General features: G+C 65.7%; 22 protein-coding genes and 1 tRNA gene. 13 read left to right on the top strand and 10 right to left on the bottom strand.

The window, feature by feature from the left end; translation table 11 throughout:
• Positions 1-86: 86 nt before the first annotated feature.
• From FSV73_RS20465 to FSV73_RS20455, 4 genes are all read left to right on the top strand, one after another.
• Positions 87-1,439: an MATE family efflux transporter gene (locus FSV73_RS20465; protein WP_145010634.1), complete on the top strand. Its 1,353-nt coding sequence runs from the start codon at positions 87-89 to the stop codon at positions 1,437-1,439.
• Positions 1,440-1,503: 64 nt separating this feature from the next.
• A complete protein-coding gene (locus FSV73_RS25630; protein ID WP_186309298.1) occupies positions 1,504-1,641 on the top strand; it encodes a hypothetical protein in 138 nt (45 codons plus the stop codon).
• 120 nt (positions 1,642-1,761) lie between these two features.
• Complete coding sequence (locus tag FSV73_RS20460) at positions 1,762-2,307, top strand: hypothetical protein (protein WP_145010631.1); 546 nt, start codon at positions 1,762-1,764, stop codon at positions 2,305-2,307.
• A gap of 286 nt (positions 2,308-2,593) precedes the next feature.
• Positions 2,594-3,634 carry an acyltransferase family protein gene (locus FSV73_RS20455; protein WP_145010628.1) on the top strand — a complete coding sequence of 347 codons (1,041 nt, stop codon included), beginning with the start codon at positions 2,594-2,596 and terminating at the stop codon, positions 3,632-3,634.
• A gap of 146 nt (positions 3,635-3,780) precedes the next feature.
• Here the strand turns inward: FSV73_RS20455 and FSV73_RS20450 are convergent, their stop codons facing one another.
• The 6 genes from FSV73_RS20450 to queA form a co-directional block, all read right to left on the bottom strand.
• Entirely contained in the window at positions 3,781-4,308 is a 528-nt protein-coding gene (locus tag FSV73_RS20450; RefSeq protein WP_145010625.1) for a glycine zipper 2TM domain-containing protein, read from the bottom strand.
• 58 nt (positions 4,309-4,366) lie between these two features.
• Positions 4,367-5,272 (bottom strand): protein translocase subunit SecF, encoded by a 906-nt coding sequence (gene secF, locus FSV73_RS20445; RefSeq protein WP_145010622.1) that lies wholly within the window; start codon positions 5,270-5,272, stop codon positions 4,367-4,369.
• 10 nt (positions 5,273-5,282) lie between these two features.
• Positions 5,283-7,151: a protein translocase subunit SecD gene (gene secD, locus FSV73_RS20440; RefSeq protein WP_145010619.1), complete on the bottom strand. Its 1,869-nt coding sequence runs from the start codon at positions 7,149-7,151 to the stop codon at positions 5,283-5,285.
• Between the two features lie 64 nt (positions 7,152-7,215).
• Positions 7,216-7,560: a preprotein translocase subunit YajC gene (yajC, locus tag FSV73_RS20435; RefSeq protein WP_145010615.1), complete on the bottom strand. Its 345-nt coding sequence runs from the start codon at positions 7,558-7,560 to the stop codon at positions 7,216-7,218.
• Positions 7,561-7,707: 147 nt separating this feature from the next.
• Positions 7,708-8,826, bottom strand: a complete 1,119-nt coding sequence (gene tgt, locus FSV73_RS20430; RefSeq protein ID WP_051226203.1) for a tRNA guanosine(34) transglycosylase Tgt — start codon at positions 8,824-8,826, stop codon at positions 7,708-7,710.
• A gap of 10 nt (positions 8,827-8,836) precedes the next feature.
• Positions 8,837-9,880, bottom strand: a complete 1,044-nt coding sequence (gene queA, locus FSV73_RS20425; RefSeq protein WP_145010612.1) for a tRNA preQ1(34) S-adenosylmethionine ribosyltransferase-isomerase QueA — start codon at positions 9,878-9,880, stop codon at positions 8,837-8,839.
• 106 nt (positions 9,881-9,986) lie between these two features.
• Between queA and FSV73_RS20420 the strand changes: the two genes are divergently transcribed.
• Positions 9,987-10,071 (top strand) — tRNA-Leu (locus tag FSV73_RS20420).
• Positions 10,072-10,178: 107 nt separating this feature from the next.
• On the opposite strand, the gene FSV73_RS20415 is transcribed toward FSV73_RS20420, so the two are convergent.
• Positions 10,179-10,508, bottom strand: coding sequence for a DHCW motif cupin fold protein (locus FSV73_RS20415; protein ID WP_145010609.1), 330 nt, complete (start codon positions 10,506-10,508; stop codon positions 10,179-10,181).
• Between the two features lie 258 nt (positions 10,509-10,766).
• Between FSV73_RS20415 and FSV73_RS25625 the strand changes: the two genes are divergently transcribed.
• The 3 genes from FSV73_RS25625 (at position 10,767) to FSV73_RS20405 (ending at position 11,861) form a co-directional block, all read left to right on the top strand.
• Entirely contained in the window at positions 10,767-10,937 is a 171-nt protein-coding gene (locus FSV73_RS25625; RefSeq protein ID WP_186309297.1) for a hypothetical protein, read from the top strand.
• Between the two features lie 34 nt (positions 10,938-10,971).
• Positions 10,972-11,439, top strand: coding sequence for a hypothetical protein (locus FSV73_RS20410; protein ID WP_145010606.1), 468 nt, complete (start codon positions 10,972-10,974; stop codon positions 11,437-11,439).
• 101 nt (positions 11,440-11,540) lie between these two features.
• Positions 11,541-11,861: a hypothetical protein gene (locus tag FSV73_RS20405; RefSeq protein ID WP_145010604.1), complete on the top strand. Its 321-nt coding sequence runs from the start codon at positions 11,541-11,543 to the stop codon at positions 11,859-11,861.
• A gap of 74 nt (positions 11,862-11,935) precedes the next feature.
• Here FSV73_RS20405 and lptG read toward each other — a convergent pair whose 3' ends face one another.
• Positions 11,936-12,997, bottom strand: a complete 1,062-nt coding sequence (gene lptG, locus FSV73_RS20400; RefSeq protein ID WP_145010601.1) for an LPS export ABC transporter permease LptG — start codon at positions 12,995-12,997, stop codon at positions 11,936-11,938.
• The gene (gene lptF / locus FSV73_RS20395) at positions 12,994-14,106 is read right to left on the bottom strand and encodes an LPS export ABC transporter permease LptF (RefSeq protein ID WP_145010598.1); all 1,113 of its coding nucleotides are present in this window, start codon (positions 14,104-14,106) and stop codon (positions 12,994-12,996) included. Before lptF ends, lptG begins: the two co-directional genes overlap by 4 nt.
• Before the next feature lie 171 nt (positions 14,107-14,277).
• Here lptF and FSV73_RS20390 point away from each other — a divergent pair, with 171 nt between their 5' ends.
• The 5 genes from FSV73_RS20390 (at position 14,278) to FSV73_RS20370 (ending at position 19,913) form a co-directional block, all read left to right on the top strand.
• Positions 14,278-15,777, top strand: a complete 1,500-nt coding sequence (locus tag FSV73_RS20390; protein ID WP_145010595.1) for a leucyl aminopeptidase — start codon at positions 14,278-14,280, stop codon at positions 15,775-15,777.
• 71 nt (positions 15,778-15,848) lie between these two features.
• On the top strand, positions 15,849-16,277 hold the full coding sequence (locus tag FSV73_RS20385; protein WP_145010592.1) for a DNA polymerase III subunit chi: 429 nt from the start codon (positions 15,849-15,851) through the stop codon (positions 16,275-16,277).
• Between the two features lie 5 nt (positions 16,278-16,282).
• Positions 16,283-16,645 (top strand): hypothetical protein, encoded by a 363-nt coding sequence (locus FSV73_RS20380; RefSeq protein ID WP_145010589.1) that lies wholly within the window; start codon positions 16,283-16,285, stop codon positions 16,643-16,645.
• An 86-nt stretch (positions 16,646-16,731) separates the two neighbouring features.
• Positions 16,732-19,563, top strand: coding sequence for a valine--tRNA ligase (locus FSV73_RS20375; RefSeq protein ID WP_145010586.1), 2,832 nt, complete (start codon positions 16,732-16,734; stop codon positions 19,561-19,563).
• 53 nt (positions 19,564-19,616) lie between these two features.
• Positions 19,617-19,913, top strand: a complete 297-nt coding sequence (locus FSV73_RS20370) for a winged helix-turn-helix domain-containing protein (RefSeq protein ID WP_145010758.1) — start codon at positions 19,617-19,619, stop codon at positions 19,911-19,913.
• Positions 19,914-19,916: 3 nt separating this feature from the next.
• Here FSV73_RS20370 and FSV73_RS20365 read toward each other — a convergent pair whose 3' ends face one another.
• Positions 19,917-20,231: an NGG1p interacting factor NIF3 gene (locus FSV73_RS20365; protein ID WP_145010583.1), complete on the bottom strand. Its 315-nt coding sequence runs from the start codon at positions 20,229-20,231 to the stop codon at positions 19,917-19,919.
• Positions 20,232-20,263: the final 32 nt, after the last annotated feature.

Here is a 20,263-nt window from a genome sequence, read left to right as displayed (position 1 = left end):
ACGCTGCACGCTGTCCGGCAACAGGCACGGGACCGCCCGCGTCGGCTGCCCTACAATGGCGCCTCCGCCACCGCTGCGATTGCCCCATGTCCACCCTGCTCGCCGACTGGCGCCACCCTGACCTGCATCGCCGCGTCTGGGGACTGGCCGCGCCGATGATCCTCTCCAACCTCAGCGTGCCGCTGGTGACCCTGGTCGACACCGCCATCGCCGGCCATCTGCCGGAGGCCCGCCAGCTCGCCGCGGTGGCCATGGGCGGTGCCTGCTATACCGCGCTGCTCGGCATCCTCGCCTTTCTGCGCATGGGTACCACCGGTTTCGCCGCCCAGGCCAGCGGTCGCCGCGACGGTGCCGGCCTGCGCCAGATCCTGCTGCAGGCCGGCCTGCTGGGTGCCGGGCTGTCCCTGCTGGTGCTGCTACTCGCCAGCCTGGCGCTGGATCCCCTGTTCGCCTGGCTCGGCCTCGATCCCGGCTTCGCCGAACTGGCCAGTCATTTCCTGCACCTGCGCCTGCTCGGCCTGCCCGCCGCCCTGCTCAGCTACGCCGTGATCGGCTGGCTGCTCGGCACCCAGGATGCGCGCACGCCGCTGGTACTGCTGCTCGCCACCAATGCCCTCAATCTCTTGCTGGTGACGGCATTCGTGCTCGGTCTCGGTACCGGGGTGGCGGGCATCGCCCTGGCCTCGGTACTGGCGGAATGGAGCGGCATGCTGCTCGGCCTCTGGCTGGTGATCCGCCGCCTGCGGCAGTGGCCGGGCCAGATCGACCGCCCGGCCCTGCGCCGGCTCGCCAGCTGGCGACCGCTGCTAGCGGTCAATCGCGACATCTTCATCCGCTCCCTGGCGCTGCAGGGGGTGTTCCTGCTGTTCGCCGCCCAGGGCGCCCAGTTGGGCGAGACCACGGTGGCGGTCAACGCCCTGCTGCTCAACGGCCTGCTGGTCACCGCCTTCGCCCTGGACGGCCTCGCCCACGCGGTGGAGGCCCTGGCCGGCCATGCCCTGGGCGCCCGCGAGGGGGCGACCCTGCGCCGGGTGCTGGTGATCGCCGGTGGCTGGTCGCTGCTGGCCAGCCTCGGCTTCGCCGTGGCCTTCGCCCTCGGCGGCGATCTCTTCGTCGCCCTGCAGAGCGACATCGCCGCCGTCCGCCAGGAGGCCCATGCCTACCTGCCCTACCTCGCCCTGCTGCCGCTGATCGCCATGATCAGCTACCTGCTGGACGGCCTCTTCATCGGCGCCACCCGCGCCCGGGAGATGCGCAACGCGATGCTCCTGGCACTCCTGCTGGCCCTGCCGCTCGGCTGGCTGCTGCGTGGCTTCGGCAACCATGGCCTGTGGCTGGCCTTTCTGACCTTCATGGCGCTGCGCGGACTGATTTCCGCCGGGCTCGCCTGGCGCCTGGTCCGGCGCGAAGGCTGGCTCACCGCGGGGAGCGCTGGCTGACGCCGCGGAACCGGCGGGCCGACGCTCCCCTCCAAGTCGGAAACCCCCTGCCGAGAGCGCTGCCATGACCGACGCCCCCCACGACCAGGAACCCCTGGACACCCCCGACGACCAGGACGACGTGCCCGCGCACCAGAAGCCGGAGAACCTGGAAAAGCTCAAGGATTACGGCAAGGACCAGATTCCGCCCGGGGTCGCCTGACGCCAATCCTGAACCTCTCGACAAAAGCCGCCGACAGCGGTGGCAAAGCCCCGGCGGAGCTTCTAGCATCCGTCGGGTTGAGTGGGCCTCCTGGCCTTCGTGAAGGGAATCCAGATCACCATGACCGTCAGGTCCTACCTGTCGCCCCTCCTTGCGTCCGTGATGGCGCTGCTGGCGTTCGTCCCGACCCTGGCCCAGGCCGTCGACGGCTATGCCGGCATCGCTTTCGGCACCGATCAGAAAGCCTTCCTGGCGAAAAAGCTCTGCACCTTCCAGCCGCGCAAGATCGACGTGGTCGGCGTCGAGTATTTCGAATGCAGCGACTTGGCCTTCGCCGGCGAGAAGGTCGAGGCCGGCGCCTTCTTCATCGACGGCCACTTCCTGCGCCTGTCCATCGTCACGCCCCTGGCGCAGTCCTTCCTGATCGCCGAAGGTCTCACCCAGAAGTATGGCAAGCCTTCCTCCCAGTCATCGGCCGCGGCCTTCGAACGGCTGACCCAGGACGATGACGCCCAGGCCTACCTGGCCTTCGACCACGACACCGTGGTCTACAAGTTCAGCGCCCAGGCGGCCCGCAAGAAACAGGTCCTGCTGATCTACACCTCGCCGCGCTACGAACCGCTGCTCAAGGAAAAGCAGTTGCAGTTCGTCAAAGAGTCCCTCTAAACATCCGCTTACAGTTCGTCGGACAATTGCCGCCAAGGCGGCCAAAGTGTCGCCCCGTTCACGTCTGCATGGAAACAAGCCATGAACAATGGCAGATAGCCATGGTCAGAACGCGGGCAAGGAGCCCCTTCCTGTAACCGGCTGCTTACGGACGTCGTTCCTTCGGGAGTCCTACCATGATCGAACCTGTCGCGATGCGCGCCTTGGCGATGCAGCGATCCCGCTTACGTTTGTCCCCAGCGCTCCGCTTCAGCTGCACAGGTTCTCTTTTGAAAAGGATCATTCAATGAACACTCGCAATCTCTGGGTCGACTATGCCAAGGCCATCGGCATCGTGCTGGTGGTCTACGGACACGTAGTCCGTGGCCTGCTCAATGCCGGCATCCTCCAGGACGCCGAATTCCATGGCCTGGTGGACAGCGTCATCTACAGCTTCCACATGCCGTTGTTCTTCTTCCTGTCCGGCCTCTTCTTCTACAGCTCCTTCGTCAAGCGTGGCACCGGCGGCCTGCTGGTGAACAAGATCGACACCATCGTCTATCCCTTCCTGGTCTGGTCGTTGCTGCAGGGTTCGGTGGAGGCGCTGATGTCGCGCTACACCAACGGCGGCGTCAGCTTCAGCGAAGTCCTGACGTTCTGGGAGCCGCGCCAGCAATTCTGGTTCCTCTATGCGCTGTTCCTGGTCTTCTGCCTGGCCATGCTCGCCTACCGCTGGGCCAAGCCGCTGGCCTTCTTCGCCGTCTTCGCCTTCGGCGCCCTGGTCTATCTGTTCCAGAACGCCGGTCCGGAAGACTTCTTCTTCACCTTCACCGCGCAGAACTTCGTTTTCTTCGCCTTCGGCGTCTGGTTCAACAACTTCAAGCAGGCCATCGAGGAACAGGCCGGCCGCGTGATGCTCGGCTCGGGACTGCTGTTCGTCATCCTCGAATACTGGTTCCACGGCCTGCTGGGGCTGGTCTACACCGATCGGGGCCTGGCCACCCTGGTGCTGGCGCTGAACGGCATCATCTTCGTCAGCAGCACCTGCATGGTGCTGGCGCAGCGGCCGCAGCAATGGGTGCTGACCCTGGGCGCGCTGTCCATGCCGATCTACGTCATGCACGTGCTCTCCGGCAGCGGTGCCCGCATCATCCTGAGCAAGGGCCTGCACATCAACGATGGCCTGCTGCACATCGTCGCGGGCTGCGCCTTCGGCCTGCTGGTGCCGATCGCCATCGCCAAGCTGCTGGAAGCCCGCGGCATCAATGGACTGTTCGAGGCGCCGGCGTGGATCTCCGCCCGGCGGTGGCTTCGGCCCAAAGCTGAAACCCCCCGCCCCGCCGTCTGAGTGAGGGTCCGGCCAGGCACCCCGGGTGCCTGGCCGGACCAACCGCCCAGACAGCCAGAACGCTCCATGAAAAAACCCGCTACCAGTCACCTGGTAGCGGGTTTTTTCATGGGCCGAAGCCCGCGGGCTTCAGCCAGGAGCGCGGATCACTGGCTGGCCAGCACCTGACCGTTCTTCACTTCCAGTTGCTTGCCCGGCTCGTGGTCCATGCGGACCTGGCCGATCTTGCCATCCAGCAGGTACTTGACGTCATAACCGACCACCTTGTCGCTGGTGTCGGTGACCGTGCTGCAGCGGGTCTGGGAAGTGGTGTAGGTATCGCGGTTCTGCATGTATTCCTGACCCTTGTTGCCGGCGTAACCACCACCGACGGCGCCGGCGATGGTCGCCAGGGTCTTGCCGCTGCCATTGCCTACCTGGTTGCCCAGCAGGCCGCCGACTACCGCGCCGACGGCGGTACCGGCGATCTGGTGCTGGTCCTGCACCGGACGACGGTGAGTCACCGCGACCTCCTTGCAGACCTCGCGCGGGTTCTTGACCGTTTCCTTGACCGGCTGGACGGCCACGACCTCGGCATACTGAGGCCCGCGATCGACGAAACTGTACGCCACCGCGCCACCGGCGGTGGCGACGATGGCTCCCAGGACCGTTCCGACGAGCATCGACTTGTTCACTACAACCTCCTGACTACCTGTCATAGCGGGCACAGGGCCCTTTGCCATGCCTAGGACATCAGGGGCGGTCGTCGAGTTCCTTGGCCTGCGGCGGGATCAGGTCTTCGCTCTTCAGGTCCAGCCAGATGAGCACCACGTTGGCGATGTAGATCGACGAGTAGGTACCGGCCAGCACGCCGATGAACAGTGCCAGGGAGAAACCGAACAGGTTGTCGCCCCCGAAGAACAGCAGCGCCGCCACGGCGAGCAGGGTCGAGATCGAGGTCGCCAGGGTCCGCAGCAGGGTCTGGGTGGTCGAGACGTTGATGTTCTCGATCAGGCTGGCCTTGCGCAGCACCCGGAAGTTCTCCCGCACCCGGTCGAACACCACGATGGTGTCGTTGAGCGAGTAGCCGATGATGGCGAGTACTGCCGCCAGCACCGTCAGGTCGAAGGTGATCTGGAAGAACGACAGCAGGCCGAGGGTCACGACCACGTCGTGCACCAGCGAGATGATGGCGCCCACGGCGAACTTCCACTGGAAGCGGAAGGCCACGTAGACCAGAACGCTACCCAGGGCCAGCAGCATGCCCAGGCCACCCTGGTCACGCAGCTCCTCCCCCACCTGCGGACCGACGAACTCGGTGCGGGTCAGGGAAAAGCGCTCGGTGCTGGCCTTCTGCAGCGCGGTGGTCACCTGCTGGCCCAGCTGCGGGTTGTCACCCGGCATCCGCACCAGCACGTCGGTGGTGGCGCCGAAACTCTGCACCACGGCCTCTTCGAAGCCGGCGCCCTGGAGCTCCTGACGGATCTTGCCGAGGTCGGCCGGCTGCTCGTAGCGCAGCTCGATCAGGGTGCCACCGGTGAAATCCAGGCCGAAGTTGAGCCCCTTGTAGAACCAGCTGAACAGCGCCAGGACGGTCAGGATGGCGGTAATGGCGAACGCGATGTTGCGCACGCCCATGAAGTTGATGGTCTTTTTCATCGCCGCGTCCTCAAATCCACAGCTTCTTGACGTTCCGGCCGCCATAAATCAGGTTGACCATGGCGCGGGTCACGAAGATGGCGGTGAACAGGGAGGTGAAGATACCCAGCGACATGGTCACGGCGAAGCCCTTGACCGGCCCGGTGCCCATGGCGAACAGGATGGCGCCCACCAGCAGGGTCGTCAGGTTGGAGTCCAGGATCGCCGTGAAGGCGCGACTGAAGCCCTCGTGGATGGCGCGCTGGATCGGCATGCCGTTGGCGATCTCTTCGCGGATCCGCGAGAAGATCAGCACGTTGGCGTCCACCGCCTGGCCCATCGTCAGCACGATACCGGCGATACCCGGCAGTGTCAGGGTGGCATGCAGGATGGACATCAGTGCCATCAGCAGCACCATGTTGAAGCCCAGGGCGATGGTGGCCAGCAAGCCGAAGAAGCGGTAGATGGCGATCAGGAACAGCGAGACGAAGACCATGCCCCACAGCGAGGCGTCGATACCCTTCTCGATGTTGTCGGCGCCCAGGCTCGGGCCGAGGGTACGTTCCTCGGCGAAGTACATGGGCGCGGCCAGGCCACCAGCACGCAGCAGCAGCGCCAGTTCCGAGGCCTCGCCGGAACCGTTCAGGCCGGTGATGCGGAAGCTGTTGCCCAGCGCCGACTGGATGGTCGCCAGGCTGATGATGCGCCGCTCCTCCTCGAAGCCGGGCACCGCCACTTCCTTCTGCACGCCGTCGACGGTCTGGGTGGTGTAGCGGGTGACCGGACGCTGCTCGATGAACACCACGGCCATGCTGCGGCCGACGTTGCTGCGGGTGGCGCGGTTGATCAGGTCGCCGCCATGGCCATCCAGGCGGATGTTGACCTGGGCCCGGCCGTTCTCGTCGAAGCTCGCCGAGGCATCGGTGACCTGGTCACCGGTGATGATGACGTTACGCTCCAGCGGTACCGCCGGACGACCCGGCTCGCGGAATTCGAAGCTCTCGGTGGAGGCGCGCGGCGTGTCCGCGGTGGCGGCCAGGCGGAATTCCAGGTTGGCGGTCTTGCCGAGGATGCGCTTGGCTTCGGCGGTGTCCTGCACGCCCGGCAGCTCGACCACGATACGGTCGGCGCCCTGGCGCTGCACCAGCGGCTCGGCCACGCCGAGTTCGTTGACCCGGTTGCGCACCGTGGTCAGGTTCTGGGTGACGGCGTAGTTGCGGATCTCGCGCAGCTTGGCTTCGGTCAGCTGCAGGCGCAGCACCTGCAGGTCACCGCGGGTGTCGGTGGTCAGGTCGAAGTCGGCGTAGTTCTTGCGGATCAGGCTCTGGGCCTGCTGCAGGTCGGCGGCATCGGTGAAGCCGAGCTGCAGGGCGCCGTTCTGGTCGGGCATGCTGCGATAGCGCACCTTCTCACGGCGCAGCAGGGTCTTGACCTCGTTGTCATAGACCTTCAGGCGCGCATCCACGGCCTTGTCCATGTCCACCGCCAGCAGGAAGTGCACCCCGCCGGAGAGGTCCAGGCCGAGTTTCATCGGGCTGGCGCCCAGCTTGCGCAACCACTGCGGGGTGGTGGGCGCCAGGTTCAGCGCCACGACGAAGTCGTCGCCCAGGGTGCGGCGGACCACTTCCTGGGCCGGCAGCTGATCGTCGGCGCGCATCAGGCGGATCAGCACCCGGCTACCGCTTTCGTTGACGTCGCTGGACTTCACGGCGAGCTGCGCCTGAGCCAGGGCCGCGTTCACCCGCTGCACATCGGCAGGGGTCACCGCGCGTTCGGTGCTGGAAGCGCTGATTTGCAGGGCCGGATCGTCGGGGTACAGATTAGGAACCGAATAGATGGCGCCCACGACCAGTACGGCCAGGATCAGCAGGTACTTCCAGAGGGGATATTTGTTGAGCATGACACCGCCCGAGATAAAGGCGGGGCGCCTTGCGCGCCCCGGTGTTAGCTAGATTGAGGAAGGCTCAGAGTGCCTTCAGGGTGCCCTTCGGCAGGGTCGCGGCAATGGCGCCCTTCTGGAACTTCAGTTCGACGTTGTCGGACACTTCCAGCACCACGAAATCGTCGGTGACCTTGTTGATGCGCCCGGCGATGCCACCGGTGGTCACCACTTCGTCACCCTTCTGCAGGCCACCGATCAGGTTCTTGTGATCCTTGGTGCGCTTGGCCTGGGGACGCCAGATCAGGAAATAGAAGATCACCACGAAGCCGATCAGGAAGATGAACTGAATGTATTCACCCCCCGGTGCGGCGTTGGCGGCCGGCGCGGCAGCTTCCTGGGCCTGGGCCGTGGAAATCAGAAAACTCATTGCACTACTCCTTGCAGAGTTGGATGACGGAAAAAGCGGAGATGCCGGGGGTCGCTTGGCGCCGGCTCGACCACCTCAGGCCTCCGGTCGCGCGCCCGGGGAACGACGCGCGAGCGCCGTTTCGCCAGGACGATCGGACAGGGGCTTTCAGCGGTCGAGCGGCGGTGTAGGCAGGCCGCGCCGAGCATAGAAGGCGTCCACAAAGTCGGCCAATTTACCCTCTTGGATAGCCTGGCGCAAACCGGCCATCACGCGCTGGTAATACCGCAGGTTGTGGATCGTATTCAGCATACTCCCCAGCATTTCCCCGCATTTATCCAGATGGTGCAGATAGGCGCGGGAGAAATGTTTGCAGGTGTAACAGTCGCAGGTCGGATCCAGCGGCGTCTCGTCGTGCCGGTGCACGGCGTTGCGCAGCTTGAGCACCCCGGTGTCGATGAACAGGTGGCCGTTGCGCGCGTTGCGGGTGGGCATCACGCAGTCGAACATGTCGACGCCGCGGCGCACGCCTTCCACCAGGTCTTCCGGCTTGCCGACGCCCATCAGGTAGCGCGGCTTGTCGGCCGGCAGGTGCGGCGGCAGGAAGTCCAGCACGCGGATCATCTCTTCCTTGGGCTCGCCCACCGACAGACCGCCGATGGCATAGCCGTCGAAGCCGATGCCCTCCAGACCTTCCAGAGATCTCAGGCGCAACTCCTCGTGCATGCCGCCCTGGACGATGCCGAACAGCGCCGAGGGGTTGTCGCCATGGGCTTCGCGGGAACGCTTGGCCCAGCGCAGCGACAGCTCCATGGAGCGCCGCGCGGTGTCGAAGTCCGCCGGATAAGGGGTGCACTCGTCGAAGATCATCACGATGTCCGAGCCCAGGGCGCGTTGCACCGCCATGGATTCCTCGGGCCCCATGAACACCTTGGCGCCATCCACCGGCGAGGCGAAGTAAACCCCCTCCTCCTTGATCTTGCGCAGCGCGCCCAGGCTGAACACCTGGAAGCCGCCGGAATCGGTGAGGATCGGCCCCTGCCACTGCATGAAGTCGTGCAGGTCGCCATGGCGCTGGATCACCTCGGTCCCCGGGCGCAGCCAGAGGTGGAAGGTGTTGCCGAGGATGATCTGGGCGCCAATGTCGGCGACGCTGTCGGGCAGCATGCCCTTGACCGTGCCGTAGGTCCCGACCGGCATGAAGGCCGGGGTCTCGACCACGCCGCGGGGAAAGGTCAGGCGACCGCGACGGGCCTTGCCCTCGGTGGCCAGCAACTCGAAATTCATGAAACTCATATCAGCTCTCCGGACCCTGGGCCCCGGGATTGCGGGTGATGAACATGGCGTCGCCATAACTGAAGAAGCGATAACCCTCGGCCACCGCCGTCGCATAGGCGGCCATGGTCTCGCGGTAGCCGGCGAAGGCCGACACCAGCATCAGCAGGGTCGATTCGGGCAGGTGGAAATTGGTCACCAGCGCATCGACGACGTGGAAGGGCCGGCCGGGATAGAGAAAGATGTCCGTCTCGCCGGCGAAGGCCTTGAGCTCGCCGTCACGGGCCGCGCTTTCCAGCGAGCGTACGCTGGTGGTGCCGACCGCGATCACCCGGCCGCCACGCGCCCGGCAGGCGGCCACGGCATCGACCACGGCCTGATCTACCTGCAGCCACTCGCGGTGCATATGGTGGTCTTCGATCTTTTCCACCCGCACCGGCTGGAAGGTGCCGGCGCCGACGTGCAGGGTGACGAAGGCGGTCGCCACGCCCTTGGCGCGGATGGCCTCGAGCAGCGGCTCGTCGAAGTGCAGCCCGGCGGTGGGCGCCGCCACGGCACCGGCATTGCGCGCATAGACGGTCTGGTAGCGCTCGCGATCCTCGGCCTCGTCGGGCCGGTCGATGTAGGGCGGCAGTGGCATATGGCCGACCCGCTCCAGCAGCGGCAGCACGGGTTCGGCGAATCTCAGCTCGAACAAGGCCTCGTGCCGCGCCACCATCTCAGCCTCGGCGCCGCCGTCGATGAGAATCCGGCTGCCCGGCTTGGGCGACTTGCTGGAACGCACATGGGCGAGCACCCGCTCCTCGTCCAGCACCCGCTCCACCAGGATCTCCAGCTTGCCGCCACTGGCCTTCTGGCCGAACAGCCGCGCCGGGATCACCCGGGTGTCGTTGAACACCATCAGGTCACCGGGCTGCAGATAACCCAAGAGATCGGCGAAGTGGCGATGGCTCAATTCACCGCTGGGGCCGTCGAGCACCAGCAATCGACTGCCGCGGCGCTCGGCCAGCGGATGACGGGCGATGAGGGATTCGGGAAGGTCGAAATGGAAGTCGGCGACGTGCATGGCAGGTAGATCTCGAAAGGCCGCACAGCTTACCGGAAGCGGCCTTTTTCACCAACGCACTTTGGATTGACCGGGCCTGCGACCATCCCTATACTCCGCCGCCATTGCCCCGGTGGCGGAACCGGTAGACGCGGCGGATTCAAAATCCGTTTCCGAAAGGAGTGGGAGTTCGAGTCTCCCCCGGGGCACCAAGCAGTACCTTCCAGAACTCCTCGTGATTTCTGTAAGCCAGAGAAACCGCCCCTTGAGGCGGTTTTTTTGTGCCTGGAGATATCCGGCTGCACTCTCGACACGAGCCTCAATCAACGACGAACAAGGTTGCGCCAATGGCAGTCGAGGAGCGGTGAGCCTCGGCATTGTCGGCCACCTGGTAGCTCATGCCGGCGGTTAAGGTGAAGATGCGACCATCGGCCAACTCGGTGTCCAATTGACCGTCTAGGCAAAGCAGAATATGGCCTTTGCTACACCAATGATCGGCGAGGTAGCCCGCGCTGTACTCGATCATGCGGACGCGTACAGCGCCAAACTGACAGGTACGCCAAAGAGCTGAGCCGGTTTCTCCAGGATGGACCCTAGGTTCGATCTTCGACCAATCGGTAGTCCCGAATGGAATGTCGTTGAGTTGCATGGTTGGCCTCGACCAGAAGTAAGAAGGGCATGCTACCCAGGTCGTAAGGCGACAAAGAGCTACAGATCGGCTGAATTTCTTCGATACTCAGAGAAATAGCCGTTCGCTCACCCACTGCAGTCCCCACCGGGCCCCGGCTATCCCCTTCGCCTGGCAAGACGGCTCAGCGAGGCGGTTGCCGTACCCTGAGAACGCACCGGCCCGTTTTTCGTACCGACTCTAGACCACGCCCGCCCCACTCACGAGGAAGGATGCCTGTTGAAATCACTACTTTTCGGCTGCGCCCTGCTACTGACCGGCTGCAGCCACTACAGCGATGCCGGACCGCTCTGCGAGCCCAGTCCACTGAGCGGTGAGGACTGCAAGAAGCGGCAGCCGGTCGGCAACTATCTGATGGACAAGTATCGGGAATGGGAACGCTACCAGTAGGCTGGGCGCTCGCTGCGTTTACCGAGAACCAGGTATGAATCGAAGTGCGTCTCTGCTGATCGTCTTGCTGCTTGGGCTGCAGGGCTGCGCCGTGCAGCGCCCGGTCGACCCGGCCGCTCGGGGTGGCGAGTGGGGCCGCTCGCCCAGCTGGACGCTGCAGGCGCGCTTGCACAGTGCCCTCTATGGGTGCGAATTGCTGGTGCTCGATGGCAACAACGCGCGGCTGGCCGGCGAACAGGAGCGGCTGCCAGCCTTCCACCAGCAACTGGACACCTGTCAGGCGCAGGCCCTCACCACGGCGGCCAGCGCCACGGGCCAGCTACCGACCGGGCAGGACCAGGATCTGCGCAATGCCCAGCAGCTGTATCTCGTTGCCTGGCGGGATTACCTCGACAGCCTCAGCATCGATCATCCAGCCGACCTGCAGCGGAAGCGGTCCTATCTCCGGGCGCGTGCGGCGCTGCTGGAAACGGCAACCAGAGCGCCGGCACGTCAGCCTTGAGGCTTGGAGAACGACCGCACAGCCAGCTGACAATCGGCAGCTGAATCCCTGGGGCAAAGCGTGCAATAGTAAGACTCCGATACGGACGCGAGACCTTGCGCATGGAAACGCTCTCTCCCCTCTCCCAGGTGGCGGTCAAGGACCTGGAAACGGCCCAGACCGCAGCTCGCTTTGCCCCCGACTTCATCGACCGCCTGCTCGCCCGTTGCGAGACGCGCATCGGCGAGATGGGGGAGTGCCCCGACATGAGTCCGGATCTGCGGCTGATTCACATGCAGAACGTCGATCTGCTGGTGCGGACGGTGGTGGGCGAATGCCGCCATCGCGACCAGATCCGCCGGGTGCAGCGGATCCTGAGCTTCTGCGAGGAGCACGCCGATTGGTTGCAGCTGCCCCTGGCGGCGAGCAAGGGCGCCGCCTAGCGGCTGGACGAGAAGTGCCGCTGTACGGCCACTTCTCTTCTCGGACAGGAGCCGGCAGCGGTCGCCGCCGGGCGCTAACCGGCCCGGCGCAGCAACAGCACCCCGGCCACGGCGCAGAGCAGCGCCGGCGCCAGTACCGCAAGCAGCGGCGAGAAGCCGAACACCAGACTGGAGGGGCCGAGCAGGTCCTGGAAGATCCGCAGGGCGAAGCCGATGATCACCCCGGTGAAGATCCGCTGACCCAGGGTCACCGAACGCAGCGGCCCGAAGATGAAGGAAATCGCCATCAGTACCAGGGCGGCGGTCACCAGCGGCTGGAAGATCTTCGACCAGAAGGCCAGCCAGTAGCTCTTGTTGCTCAGCCCCTGGTCGGCCAGGTAGTGGATGTACCACCACAGCCCGGAGATGGACAGCGCATCCGGCTCCATGATCACGGTGTCGAGCACTTGCGGGGTGAGCTCGACGTTCCAGGTCACCTTGGGCTCCTGGCGCGTGCTGGTCTGGCGATCGCCGAAGTCGGTGATGCTGACGTTCTCCAGCTCCCAGTGATCGCCCCGATAGATGCCGCGCTGGGCGAAGCTGGATTGCAGCAGGTGCCGCTGGTCATCGAATTCGTAGCGCGTCACGCCTAGCAGCAGGCCGTTGGGTTGCACGGCGTTGACGTGGGTGTATTCATGCCCCTGGCGGTGCCAGAGACCGTGGCGGGAGCTTTGCGCCTTGCCGGCGCTCTGCGCCAGGGCGCGACCGCTCTGGGCCAGGTTCTCCGACCAGGGCGCCACGTATTCGCCGACCAGGATGCCGGCGATGAGCAGCACGAACATCGGCTTCATCACCGCCCAGACGATGCGCCCGAGGGAGACGCCGGCCGCGCGCATCACGATCAGTTCGCTGCTGCTGGCCAGGGTGCCCAGGCCGATCAGGCAGCCGATGAGCGCGGCCATGGGCAGCATCTCGTAGGCGCGGCGTGGCGAGGTGAGCAGGACGAACTTGAGCGCCTCGGCGACGCCATAGTTGTCGTCGAAGTCGCCGAGCTGGTCGATGAAGGCGAACAGCAGGGCCAGGCCGACGATCACCCCCAGTACCGCGAGGATGCTGACGAAGACGGTGCGGCCGATGTACCAGTCGAGCTTGTTCATGCCGCCACCTCCGGCGTGCGACCGCGCAGACGCGCCTTGAGCGGTTCCCAGAAGGCCAGCAGCAGGCCGAGCACCAGGAACAGCAGGTGCACGCCCCAGAGGCCGATGGCCGGCGGCAGGCGACCCTTGTCCAGGGCGCCGCGGGCGGCGATCAGCAGCGACAGGTAGGCCATGTACAGCAGGATCGCCGGCAGCAGCTTGAGGAAGCGGCCCTGGCGCGGATTGACCTTGGCCAGGGGCACGGCGATGAGGGTGACGATGAACACCAGGATCGGCAGCGACAGCCGCCACTGCAGCTCCCCGCGGTACTGCAGGTCGTTGCTGCGCATCAGCTCGCCGGTGGTGACGGCGTCACGCTCGCTGATGTCCTCGCTGACCTCGGGCTTGGGCAGCAGGACGCCATAGGTGTCGTACTGCACCGCTCGGTAGTCGGCTTGTCCGGGCACGCCGTCGTAGCGGAAGCCGTTCTGCAGGATCAGGTAGCGACTGCCATCGGGATGGATTTCCTGGCGCCCGGTATCGGCCACCAGCACGCCCACGCCGCGATCCTTGCCGCCCACGGTGGAGGTGTTGCGCTCGGAAATGAAGACGCCGCCCAACTGGCTGCGATCCGCCGAGAGGCGCTCGGTGTAGGTGACCCGCGAGTTGTCCCGCAGCGACTGGAAGCGCCCGGGTTCGAGGGTGTCGAATTCGGTCATGGCATCCTGCTGGTTGAGGATGGCGGTGACCTTCTGCACGCCCAGGGGCGCCAGCGACAGGCTCAGCCAGGCCACCACCACGGCGACCACCGCGGCCGGCGCCATGCTGTAGGCCAGCAGGCGGCGCGGACTCAGGCCGGTAGCGGTGAGCACGGTCATCTCGCTGTCCAGGTAGAGGCGGCCATAGGCCAGCAGGAAGCCAAGGAAGAGGCCCAGCGGCAGGATCAGCTGCAGGAAACCGGGAATCCGGTAGGCCATGATCAGCAGCAGCACGCCCGGATCCAGCAGGCCCTGGGCCGCCTGGGCCAGGTACTTGATGAAGCGGCCGCTCATGATGATCACCAGCAGCACGGCACTGACCGCACCGAGGGTGGTGAGAACTTCTCGAGACAGATAGCGGAAGACGATCAAACAGGATTCTCCAGGGTTGTCAGGCTCTGGCGCGAACGCTCACACTAGCTCGGCTGCATGGCTTGCGTCGCAAGGCCCACCCGTTGAAGGCCGATCGCCGGGAAAGGCCCTGGCGAAAGCCCCGCATTATATCCTGCGAACTCATGTGTTTGTCTTGGGGAGCTTCTCCTAATGGAATTCGTCGTCAAAAACGCTCGTCCGGAAACCCTGAAAACCGCCACCCTGGTCGTGGCCGTCGGTGAAGGCGGCGCGCTCGACGCAGCGGCCAGCGCCGTCGACGTCGCCACCGCTGGCGCCCTGAGCGCGGCGGTCAAGCGCGGCGACATCGCCGGCAAGGCCGGCCAGACCCTGCTGCTGACCAACCTGCCCGGCATCAAGGCCGAGCGCGTACTGCTGGTGGGTAGCGGCGCCGCCGAAGGTCTTTCCGATCGCCAGTACCGCAAGCTGGCCAGCGGCGCCCTGGGCGTGCTCAAGAGCCTGGGTGGCAGCGACGCCGCCATCGCCCTCGGCGACGTGCCGGTCAAGAACCGTGACGGCTATGCCCGCCTGCGCCTGCTGGCCGAGACCCTGGCCGATGGCGACTACGTCTTCGACCGCTTCAAGAGCAAGAAGGCCGATCCGCGCCCGCTGAAGAAGCTGACCCTGGTCACCACCAAGGCCTCCCAACCTGAGGCCGAGCGCGCCCTGGCCCATGCCCTGGCGATCACCCAGGGCACCGCCTACGCCAAGGACTTCGGCAACCTGCCGCCGAACGTCTGCAATCCGATCTATGTGGCCGACCAGGCCAAGGCCCTGGCCAAGCAGTTCAAGGACGCCGGGCTCTCCGTCGAGGTGCTCGACGAGAAGAAGATGCGCGAACTGGGCATGGGCTCCTTCCTCGCCGTGGCCCAGGGCAGCGCCCAGCCGCCGCGCCTGGTGGTGCTGCAGTACAAGGGCGGCGCCAAGAATGCCCAGCCCTACACCCTGGTCGGCAAGGGCATCACCTTCGACACCGGCGGCATCAGCATCAAGCCCAGCGCCGGCATGGACGAGATGAAGTACGACATGTGCGGCGCCGCCAGCGTCCTGGGTACCTTCCGCGCCCTGGTCGAGCTCAAGCCCGCGATCAACGTGGTAGGCCTCTTGGCCCTGGCCGAGAACATGCCCAGCGGCACCGCCACCCGTCCGGGTGACATCGTCACCAGCATGAGCGGCCAGACCATCGAGATCCTCAACACCGACGCCGAAGGCCGCCTGGTGCTGTGCGACACCCTCACCTACGCCGAGCGCTTCCAGCCCAAGGCGGTGATCGACATCGCCACCCTCACCGGTGCCTGCATCACCGCCCTGGGTTCGCTGGTCTCCGGCCTGATGGGCAACGACGACGCCCTGATCGACCAGGTCAAGCAGGCCGGCGACCGCGCCGACGACCGCGTCTGGCAACTGCCGCTGCACGACGAGTACCAGGAGCAACTGGACAGCCCCTTCGCCGACATGGCCAACATCGGCGGGCCCAAGGCTGGCACCATCACCGCCGGCTGTTTCCTGTCGCGCTACGCCAAGGCCTATCCCTGGGTCCACCTGGACGTGGCCGGTACCGCCTGGATCAGCGGCGGCAAGGACAAGGCCGCCACCGGTCGTCCGGTCCCGCTGCTGGTGCAGTATCTGCTCGATCGCACCGCCGAGGCCTAAGCGTCTGTCCAAGGCCGCGACGCCCCTACGTCGCGGCCTTGTAGTTTCCCTCTCCTTTTTTCGTGATGCCCATGACCCGTGTCGATTTCTATGTCCTGCCCTCCACCGATCCCGCGGCACGGCTGGCCTTCGCCTGCCGGCTGGTGGACAAGGCCTGGAAGCAGGGCATGCCGGTCTATGTGCACTGCGCCGACGCCGAGCAGCGCCAGCGCCTGGACGAACAGCTGTGGGCGTTTCGTCCCGACAGCTTCGTTCCCCATGACCTGGCGGAGAACGCCAGCGACAGCCCGGTGATGCTGGGCCTGACCACGCCGGCCGAGCAGAAAGGCGAGCTGCTGATCAACCTCAGCCTGGCCCCGCCGCCCTGCCATGCGGGTTTCGCCCGGGTCGCCGAAGTGGTCGTCGAGGCCCCAGAGGTACGCCAGGCGATGCGCGAGAGTTTTCGTTTCTACCGCAAGCTTGGCTATGCTCTACAGGATCATCAGTTGTCACGCGTGTGATACCCATGACCAGCGCCAAGCCTCCCGCCCACGTCCTGCAAGACCTCGAAGCCATCCGCCAGGTACTCGACAAGAGTCGCAACGCCGTCCAGCCGAGCAGCGCCGACGGCATTCCCATCCTCTCCGACGTCATCGCCCCCAGCGCCGAGCGGCTCAAGGCCATCCCGCCACTGCTCGACCAGATCGTGCCCGACGTCATCGAAGACGTGACACCCAGCGCCCCCCACGAAGACCTGGCCCACGTTCGCCTGCGGCAGGAAGCGCCGGCCATCCTCCAGGAATTGCTCGACGAGCAGTTGCCCCAGCTGGAAGCCGAGCTGCAGCGGCGGCTGGCCCAGCGCCTGGACGAACTGCTGCAGCGTCCCTGAACCGGGGCGCCAAGGCGCCCTGCCGTCGGCGGGCTGGAGTCGCTATACTCGGAGGCTTTCCTCTTCCAGCGACAAAAGCCCCCTCCATGGACAAGACCTACCAGCCGCACGCCATCGAAACCTCCTGGTACCAGACCTGGGAACGCCAGGGCTATTTCGCGCCCCAGGGGTCGGGCGAGCCCTACACCATCATGATCCCGCCGCCGAACGTGACCGGCAGCCTGCACATGGGCCATGGCTTCAACAACGCCATCATGGACGCGCTGATCCGCTTCCGCCGCATGCAGGGTCGCAACACCCTCTGGCAGCCGGGCACCGACCACGCCGGCATCGCCACCCAGATGCTGGTGGAACGCCGCATCGGTGCCGAGGGCCTGTCGCGCCACGACCTGGGCCGGGAGAAATTTCTGGAGAAGGTCTGGGAATGGAAGAATGAATCCGGTGGCAACATCAGTCGGCAGATCCGCCGCCTGGGCTCCTCGGTGGACTGGTCGCGCGAGCGCTTCACCATGGACGACGGCCTCTCCGAGGCGGTCAAGGAAGCCTTCGTGCGCCTGCACGAGGACGGCCTGATCTACCGCGGCAAGCGTCTGGTCAACTGGGACACCAAGCTGCACACCGCCATTTCCGACCTGGAAGTGGAAAGCCATGACGAGAAGGGCCACCTCTGGCACCTGCGCTACCCTCTGGCCGATGGCGCCCGTACCACCGAGGGCATGGACCATCTGGTGGTCGCCACTACCCGTCCCGAGACCCTGCTGGGCGACGCCGCCGTGGCCGTGCACCCGGAAGACCCGCGTTACAAGGACCTGATCGGCCAGTACGTCGAGCTGCCCCTGGTGGGCCGGCGCATCCCCATCGTCGGCGACGACTACTGCGACCCCGAATTCGGCACCGGCTGCGTCAAGATCACTCCGGCCCACGACTTCAACGACTATGAAGTCGGCAAGCGCCACAACCTGCCGCTGATCAACGTCTTCGATGCCGACGCCGCGGTCCTGCCTGGCGCCCAGGTATTCAACCTGGACGGCAGCGTCAATGGCATGTTCGACGCCACCCTCCCCGCCGCCTACGCCGGCCTGGATCGCTTCGAGGCGCGCAAGCGCATCGTCGCCGACCTGGACGCCGCCGGGCGCCTGGAAAAGATCGAGGACCACGCCCTCAAGGTGCCCAAGGGCGACCGTTCCGGCACCGTGATCGAGCCCTGGCTGACAGACCAGTGGTACGTCTCCACCAAGCCCCTGGCCGACAAGGCCATCGCCGTGGTCGAGAGCGGCGAGGTGCAGTTCGTGCCCAAGCAGTACGAGAACATGTACTTCAGCTGGATGCACGACATCCAGGACTGGTGCATCAGCCGCCAGCTCTGGTGGGGCCACCGCATTCCCGCCTGGTATGACGAAGCAGGCAACGTGTACGTTGGCCGCGACGAAGCCGAGGTACGCGCCAAGCACGACCTGGGTGACATCGTCCTGCGCCAGGACGACGACGTGCTGGACACCTGGTTCAGCTCCGGCCTCTGGACCTTCTCCACCCTCGGCTGGCCCGAGCAGACCGAAGCACTGAAGACCTTCCATCCCACCGACGTGCTGGTCACCGGCTTCGACATCATCTTCTTCTGGGTCGCCCGGATGATCATGCTGTCCACCCACCTGACCGGGCAGATCCCCTTCAAGACCGTCTACGTCCATGGCCTGGTGCGCGACGGCCAGGGCCAGAAGATGTCCAAGTCCAAGGGCAACGTGCTCGATCCGCTGGACATCGTCGACGGCATCGACCTGGATACCCTGCTGCAGAAGCGCACCAGTGGCCTGATGCAGCCCAAGTTGGCCGAAAAGATCGCCAAGCAGACCCGCGCCGAATTCCCGGACGGCATCGCCAGCTACGGCACCGACGCCCTGAGATTCACCTTCTGCTCCCTGGCCACCACCGGCCGCGACATCAAGTTCGACATGGGTCGCGTCGAGGGCTATCGCAACTTCTGCAACAAGCTGTGGAACGCGGCGAACTTCGTCATGGAGAACGTCGAGGGCCAGGACACCGGCGTCAACGACGAACCCGTCGAACTGTCCTCGGTGGATCGCTGGATCATTTCCCAGCTGCAGCGCACCGAGGCCGAGGTGACCCGTCAGCTCGACGCCTTCCGCTTCGACCTGGCCACCCAGGCGCTCTACGAATTCGTCTGGGACGAGTACTGCGCCTGGTACCTGGAGCTGGTCAAGCCGGTGCTGTGGGACGAGAACGCCTCCCTCGAACGTCAGCGCGGCACCCGCCGCACCCTGGCGCGGGTGCTGGAAGTGGTGCTGCGCCTGGCGCATCCCTTCATGCCCTTCATCACCGAGGAAATCTGGCAGCGCCTCAAGGCACCGGCCGGCGTCCAGGGCGAGACCCTGATGCTGCAACCCTGGCCGGTGGCCAACGAGGCGCGTATCGACGCCGCCGCCGAAGGCGACATCGAGTGGGTCAAGGCGCTGATGCTGGGCGTCCGGCAGATCCGTGGCGAGATGAAGATCTCCATGGCCAAGCGCATCGACATCATCGTTGCCAACGCCAGTGCCGAGGACCAGCGTCGCCTGGCCGACTTCGAGCCGCTGCTGAACAAGCTGGCCAAGCTGGAATCGGTCCGCGTGCTGGCCGGCGGTGAAGAAGCGCCGATGTCCGCCACCACCCTGGTCGGCGAGATGGAAGTGCTGGTACCCATGGCCGGGCTGATCGACAAGGACGCGGAACTTACGCGCCTGGACAAGGAGATCGGCCGCCTGGATGGCGAGGTCAAGCGGGTCGGCGGCAAGCTGGCCAACGAAGGCTTCGTCGCCAAGGCCCCGGCCGAGGTGCTGGAGAAGGAGCGCGCCAAGCTGGCCGAAGCCGAACAGGCCCTGGCCAAGCTGGTGGAGCAGCGGCAGCGCATCGCCACCCTCTGATGCCCCTGAAGCCCACCCTCGCGGTGGGCTTTTTATTGACCGGGAAGATCCTCATGGACGTGAGCAAGACCAAGACCAGTTTCTACCGCCGCCTCTACGTAGCCTGGCTGGTGGCCAGCGGCACCGCCACCAGCGTGCCGGCGCTGATGGCGGCCACCGGCATGCCGCGGCGTACGGCCCAGGACACCCTGCTGGCTCTGGCCGATCTGGATATCGACTGCCAGTTCGTCCAGGGCGAAGGCGCCCGCAACAATGCCGGTGACTATGAGATCCGCGGCTGGGGCGCGGTGGATCCGCGCTGGGTCGAGCGGGAGCTACCACGCCTCAAGGCCGTGCTCGGCTATCCCTGACGGCTAGAAATCCAGCAGCTGCACTACATCATAGGCGGGCGTTTCGTAGGGATGCGCCCTCTTCAACGCCGCCACGGTCTGGCGGGCGACCTGCTCGTCGGCCAGCACCAGTTCCACCCGCCACTCCTTGACCTGTTCGAGACTGCCCTGCTCGCCCAGGTGCGGCTGGCTGCCTGGTAGCGGACGGAACTGACCGAGGCCCTGGACCTGCCAGCAGCAGCTGTCATAGCGGCCGATGCGGCCGCCGCCAGCAGCGAAGATCGCCTGCTTGACGGCTTCGAGGTGGGAGTCGGGGACGTAGAGGCAGAGTTTGAGCATGGTGGGGTTCTCTGGTTGGGCGGCCCTCACCC

It is taken from the genome of Pseudomonas oryzihabitans (assembly GCF_007665395.1).
GTDB classification, from domain to species: Bacteria; Pseudomonadota; Gammaproteobacteria; order Pseudomonadales; family Pseudomonadaceae; genus Chryseomonas; species Chryseomonas psychrotolerans_C.
This window is presented reverse-complemented; position numbering and strand designations above follow the sequence as displayed.

Coding starts and splice junctions, on each gene's coding strand:
- FSV73_RS20465 (WP_145010634.1), top strand. CDS start 87: ATGTCCACCCTGCTCGCCGACTGGCGCCACCCTGACCTGCATCGCCGC.
- FSV73_RS25630 (WP_186309298.1), top strand. CDS start 1,504: ATGACCGACGCCCCCCACGACCAGGAACCCCTGGACACCCCCGACGAC.
- FSV73_RS20460 (WP_145010631.1), top strand. CDS start 1,762: ATGACCGTCAGGTCCTACCTGTCGCCCCTCCTTGCGTCCGTGATGGCG.
- FSV73_RS20455 (WP_145010628.1), top strand. CDS start 2,594: ATGAACACTCGCAATCTCTGGGTCGACTATGCCAAGGCCATCGGCATC.
- secF (WP_145010622.1), bottom strand. CDS start 5,272: ATGAAAAAGACCATCAACTTCATGGGCGTGCGCAACATCGCGTTCGCC.
- secD (WP_145010619.1), bottom strand. CDS start 7,151: ATGCTCAACAAATATCCCCTCTGGAAGTACCTGCTGATCCTGGCCGTA.
- yajC (WP_145010615.1), bottom strand. CDS start 7,560: ATGAGTTTTCTGATTTCCACGGCCCAGGCCCAGGAAGCTGCCGCGCCG.
- tgt (WP_051226203.1), bottom strand. CDS start 8,826: ATGAATTTCGAGTTGCTGGCCACCGAGGGCAAGGCCCGTCGCGGTCGC.
- queA (WP_145010612.1), bottom strand. CDS start 9,880: ATGCACGTCGCCGACTTCCATTTCGACCTTCCCGAATCCCTCATCGCC.
- FSV73_RS20415 (WP_145010609.1), bottom strand. CDS start 10,508: ATGCAACTCAACGACATTCCATTCGGGACTACCGATTGGTCGAAGATC.
- FSV73_RS20410 (WP_145010606.1), top strand. CDS start 10,972: ATGAATCGAAGTGCGTCTCTGCTGATCGTCTTGCTGCTTGGGCTGCAG.
- FSV73_RS20405 (WP_145010604.1), top strand. CDS start 11,541: ATGGAAACGCTCTCTCCCCTCTCCCAGGTGGCGGTCAAGGACCTGGAA.
- lptG (WP_145010601.1), bottom strand. CDS start 12,997: ATGAACAAGCTCGACTGGTACATCGGCCGCACCGTCTTCGTCAGCATC.
- FSV73_RS20390 (WP_145010595.1), top strand. CDS start 14,278: ATGGAATTCGTCGTCAAAAACGCTCGTCCGGAAACCCTGAAAACCGCC.
- FSV73_RS20385 (WP_145010592.1), top strand. CDS start 15,849: ATGACCCGTGTCGATTTCTATGTCCTGCCCTCCACCGATCCCGCGGCA.
- FSV73_RS20380 (WP_145010589.1), top strand. CDS start 16,283: ATGACCAGCGCCAAGCCTCCCGCCCACGTCCTGCAAGACCTCGAAGCC.
- FSV73_RS20375 (WP_145010586.1), top strand. CDS start 16,732: ATGGACAAGACCTACCAGCCGCACGCCATCGAAACCTCCTGGTACCAG.
- FSV73_RS20370 (WP_145010758.1), top strand. CDS start 19,617: ATGGACGTGAGCAAGACCAAGACCAGTTTCTACCGCCGCCTCTACGTA.
- FSV73_RS20365 (WP_145010583.1), bottom strand. CDS start 20,231: ATGCTCAAACTCTGCCTCTACGTCCCCGACTCCCACCTCGAAGCCGTC.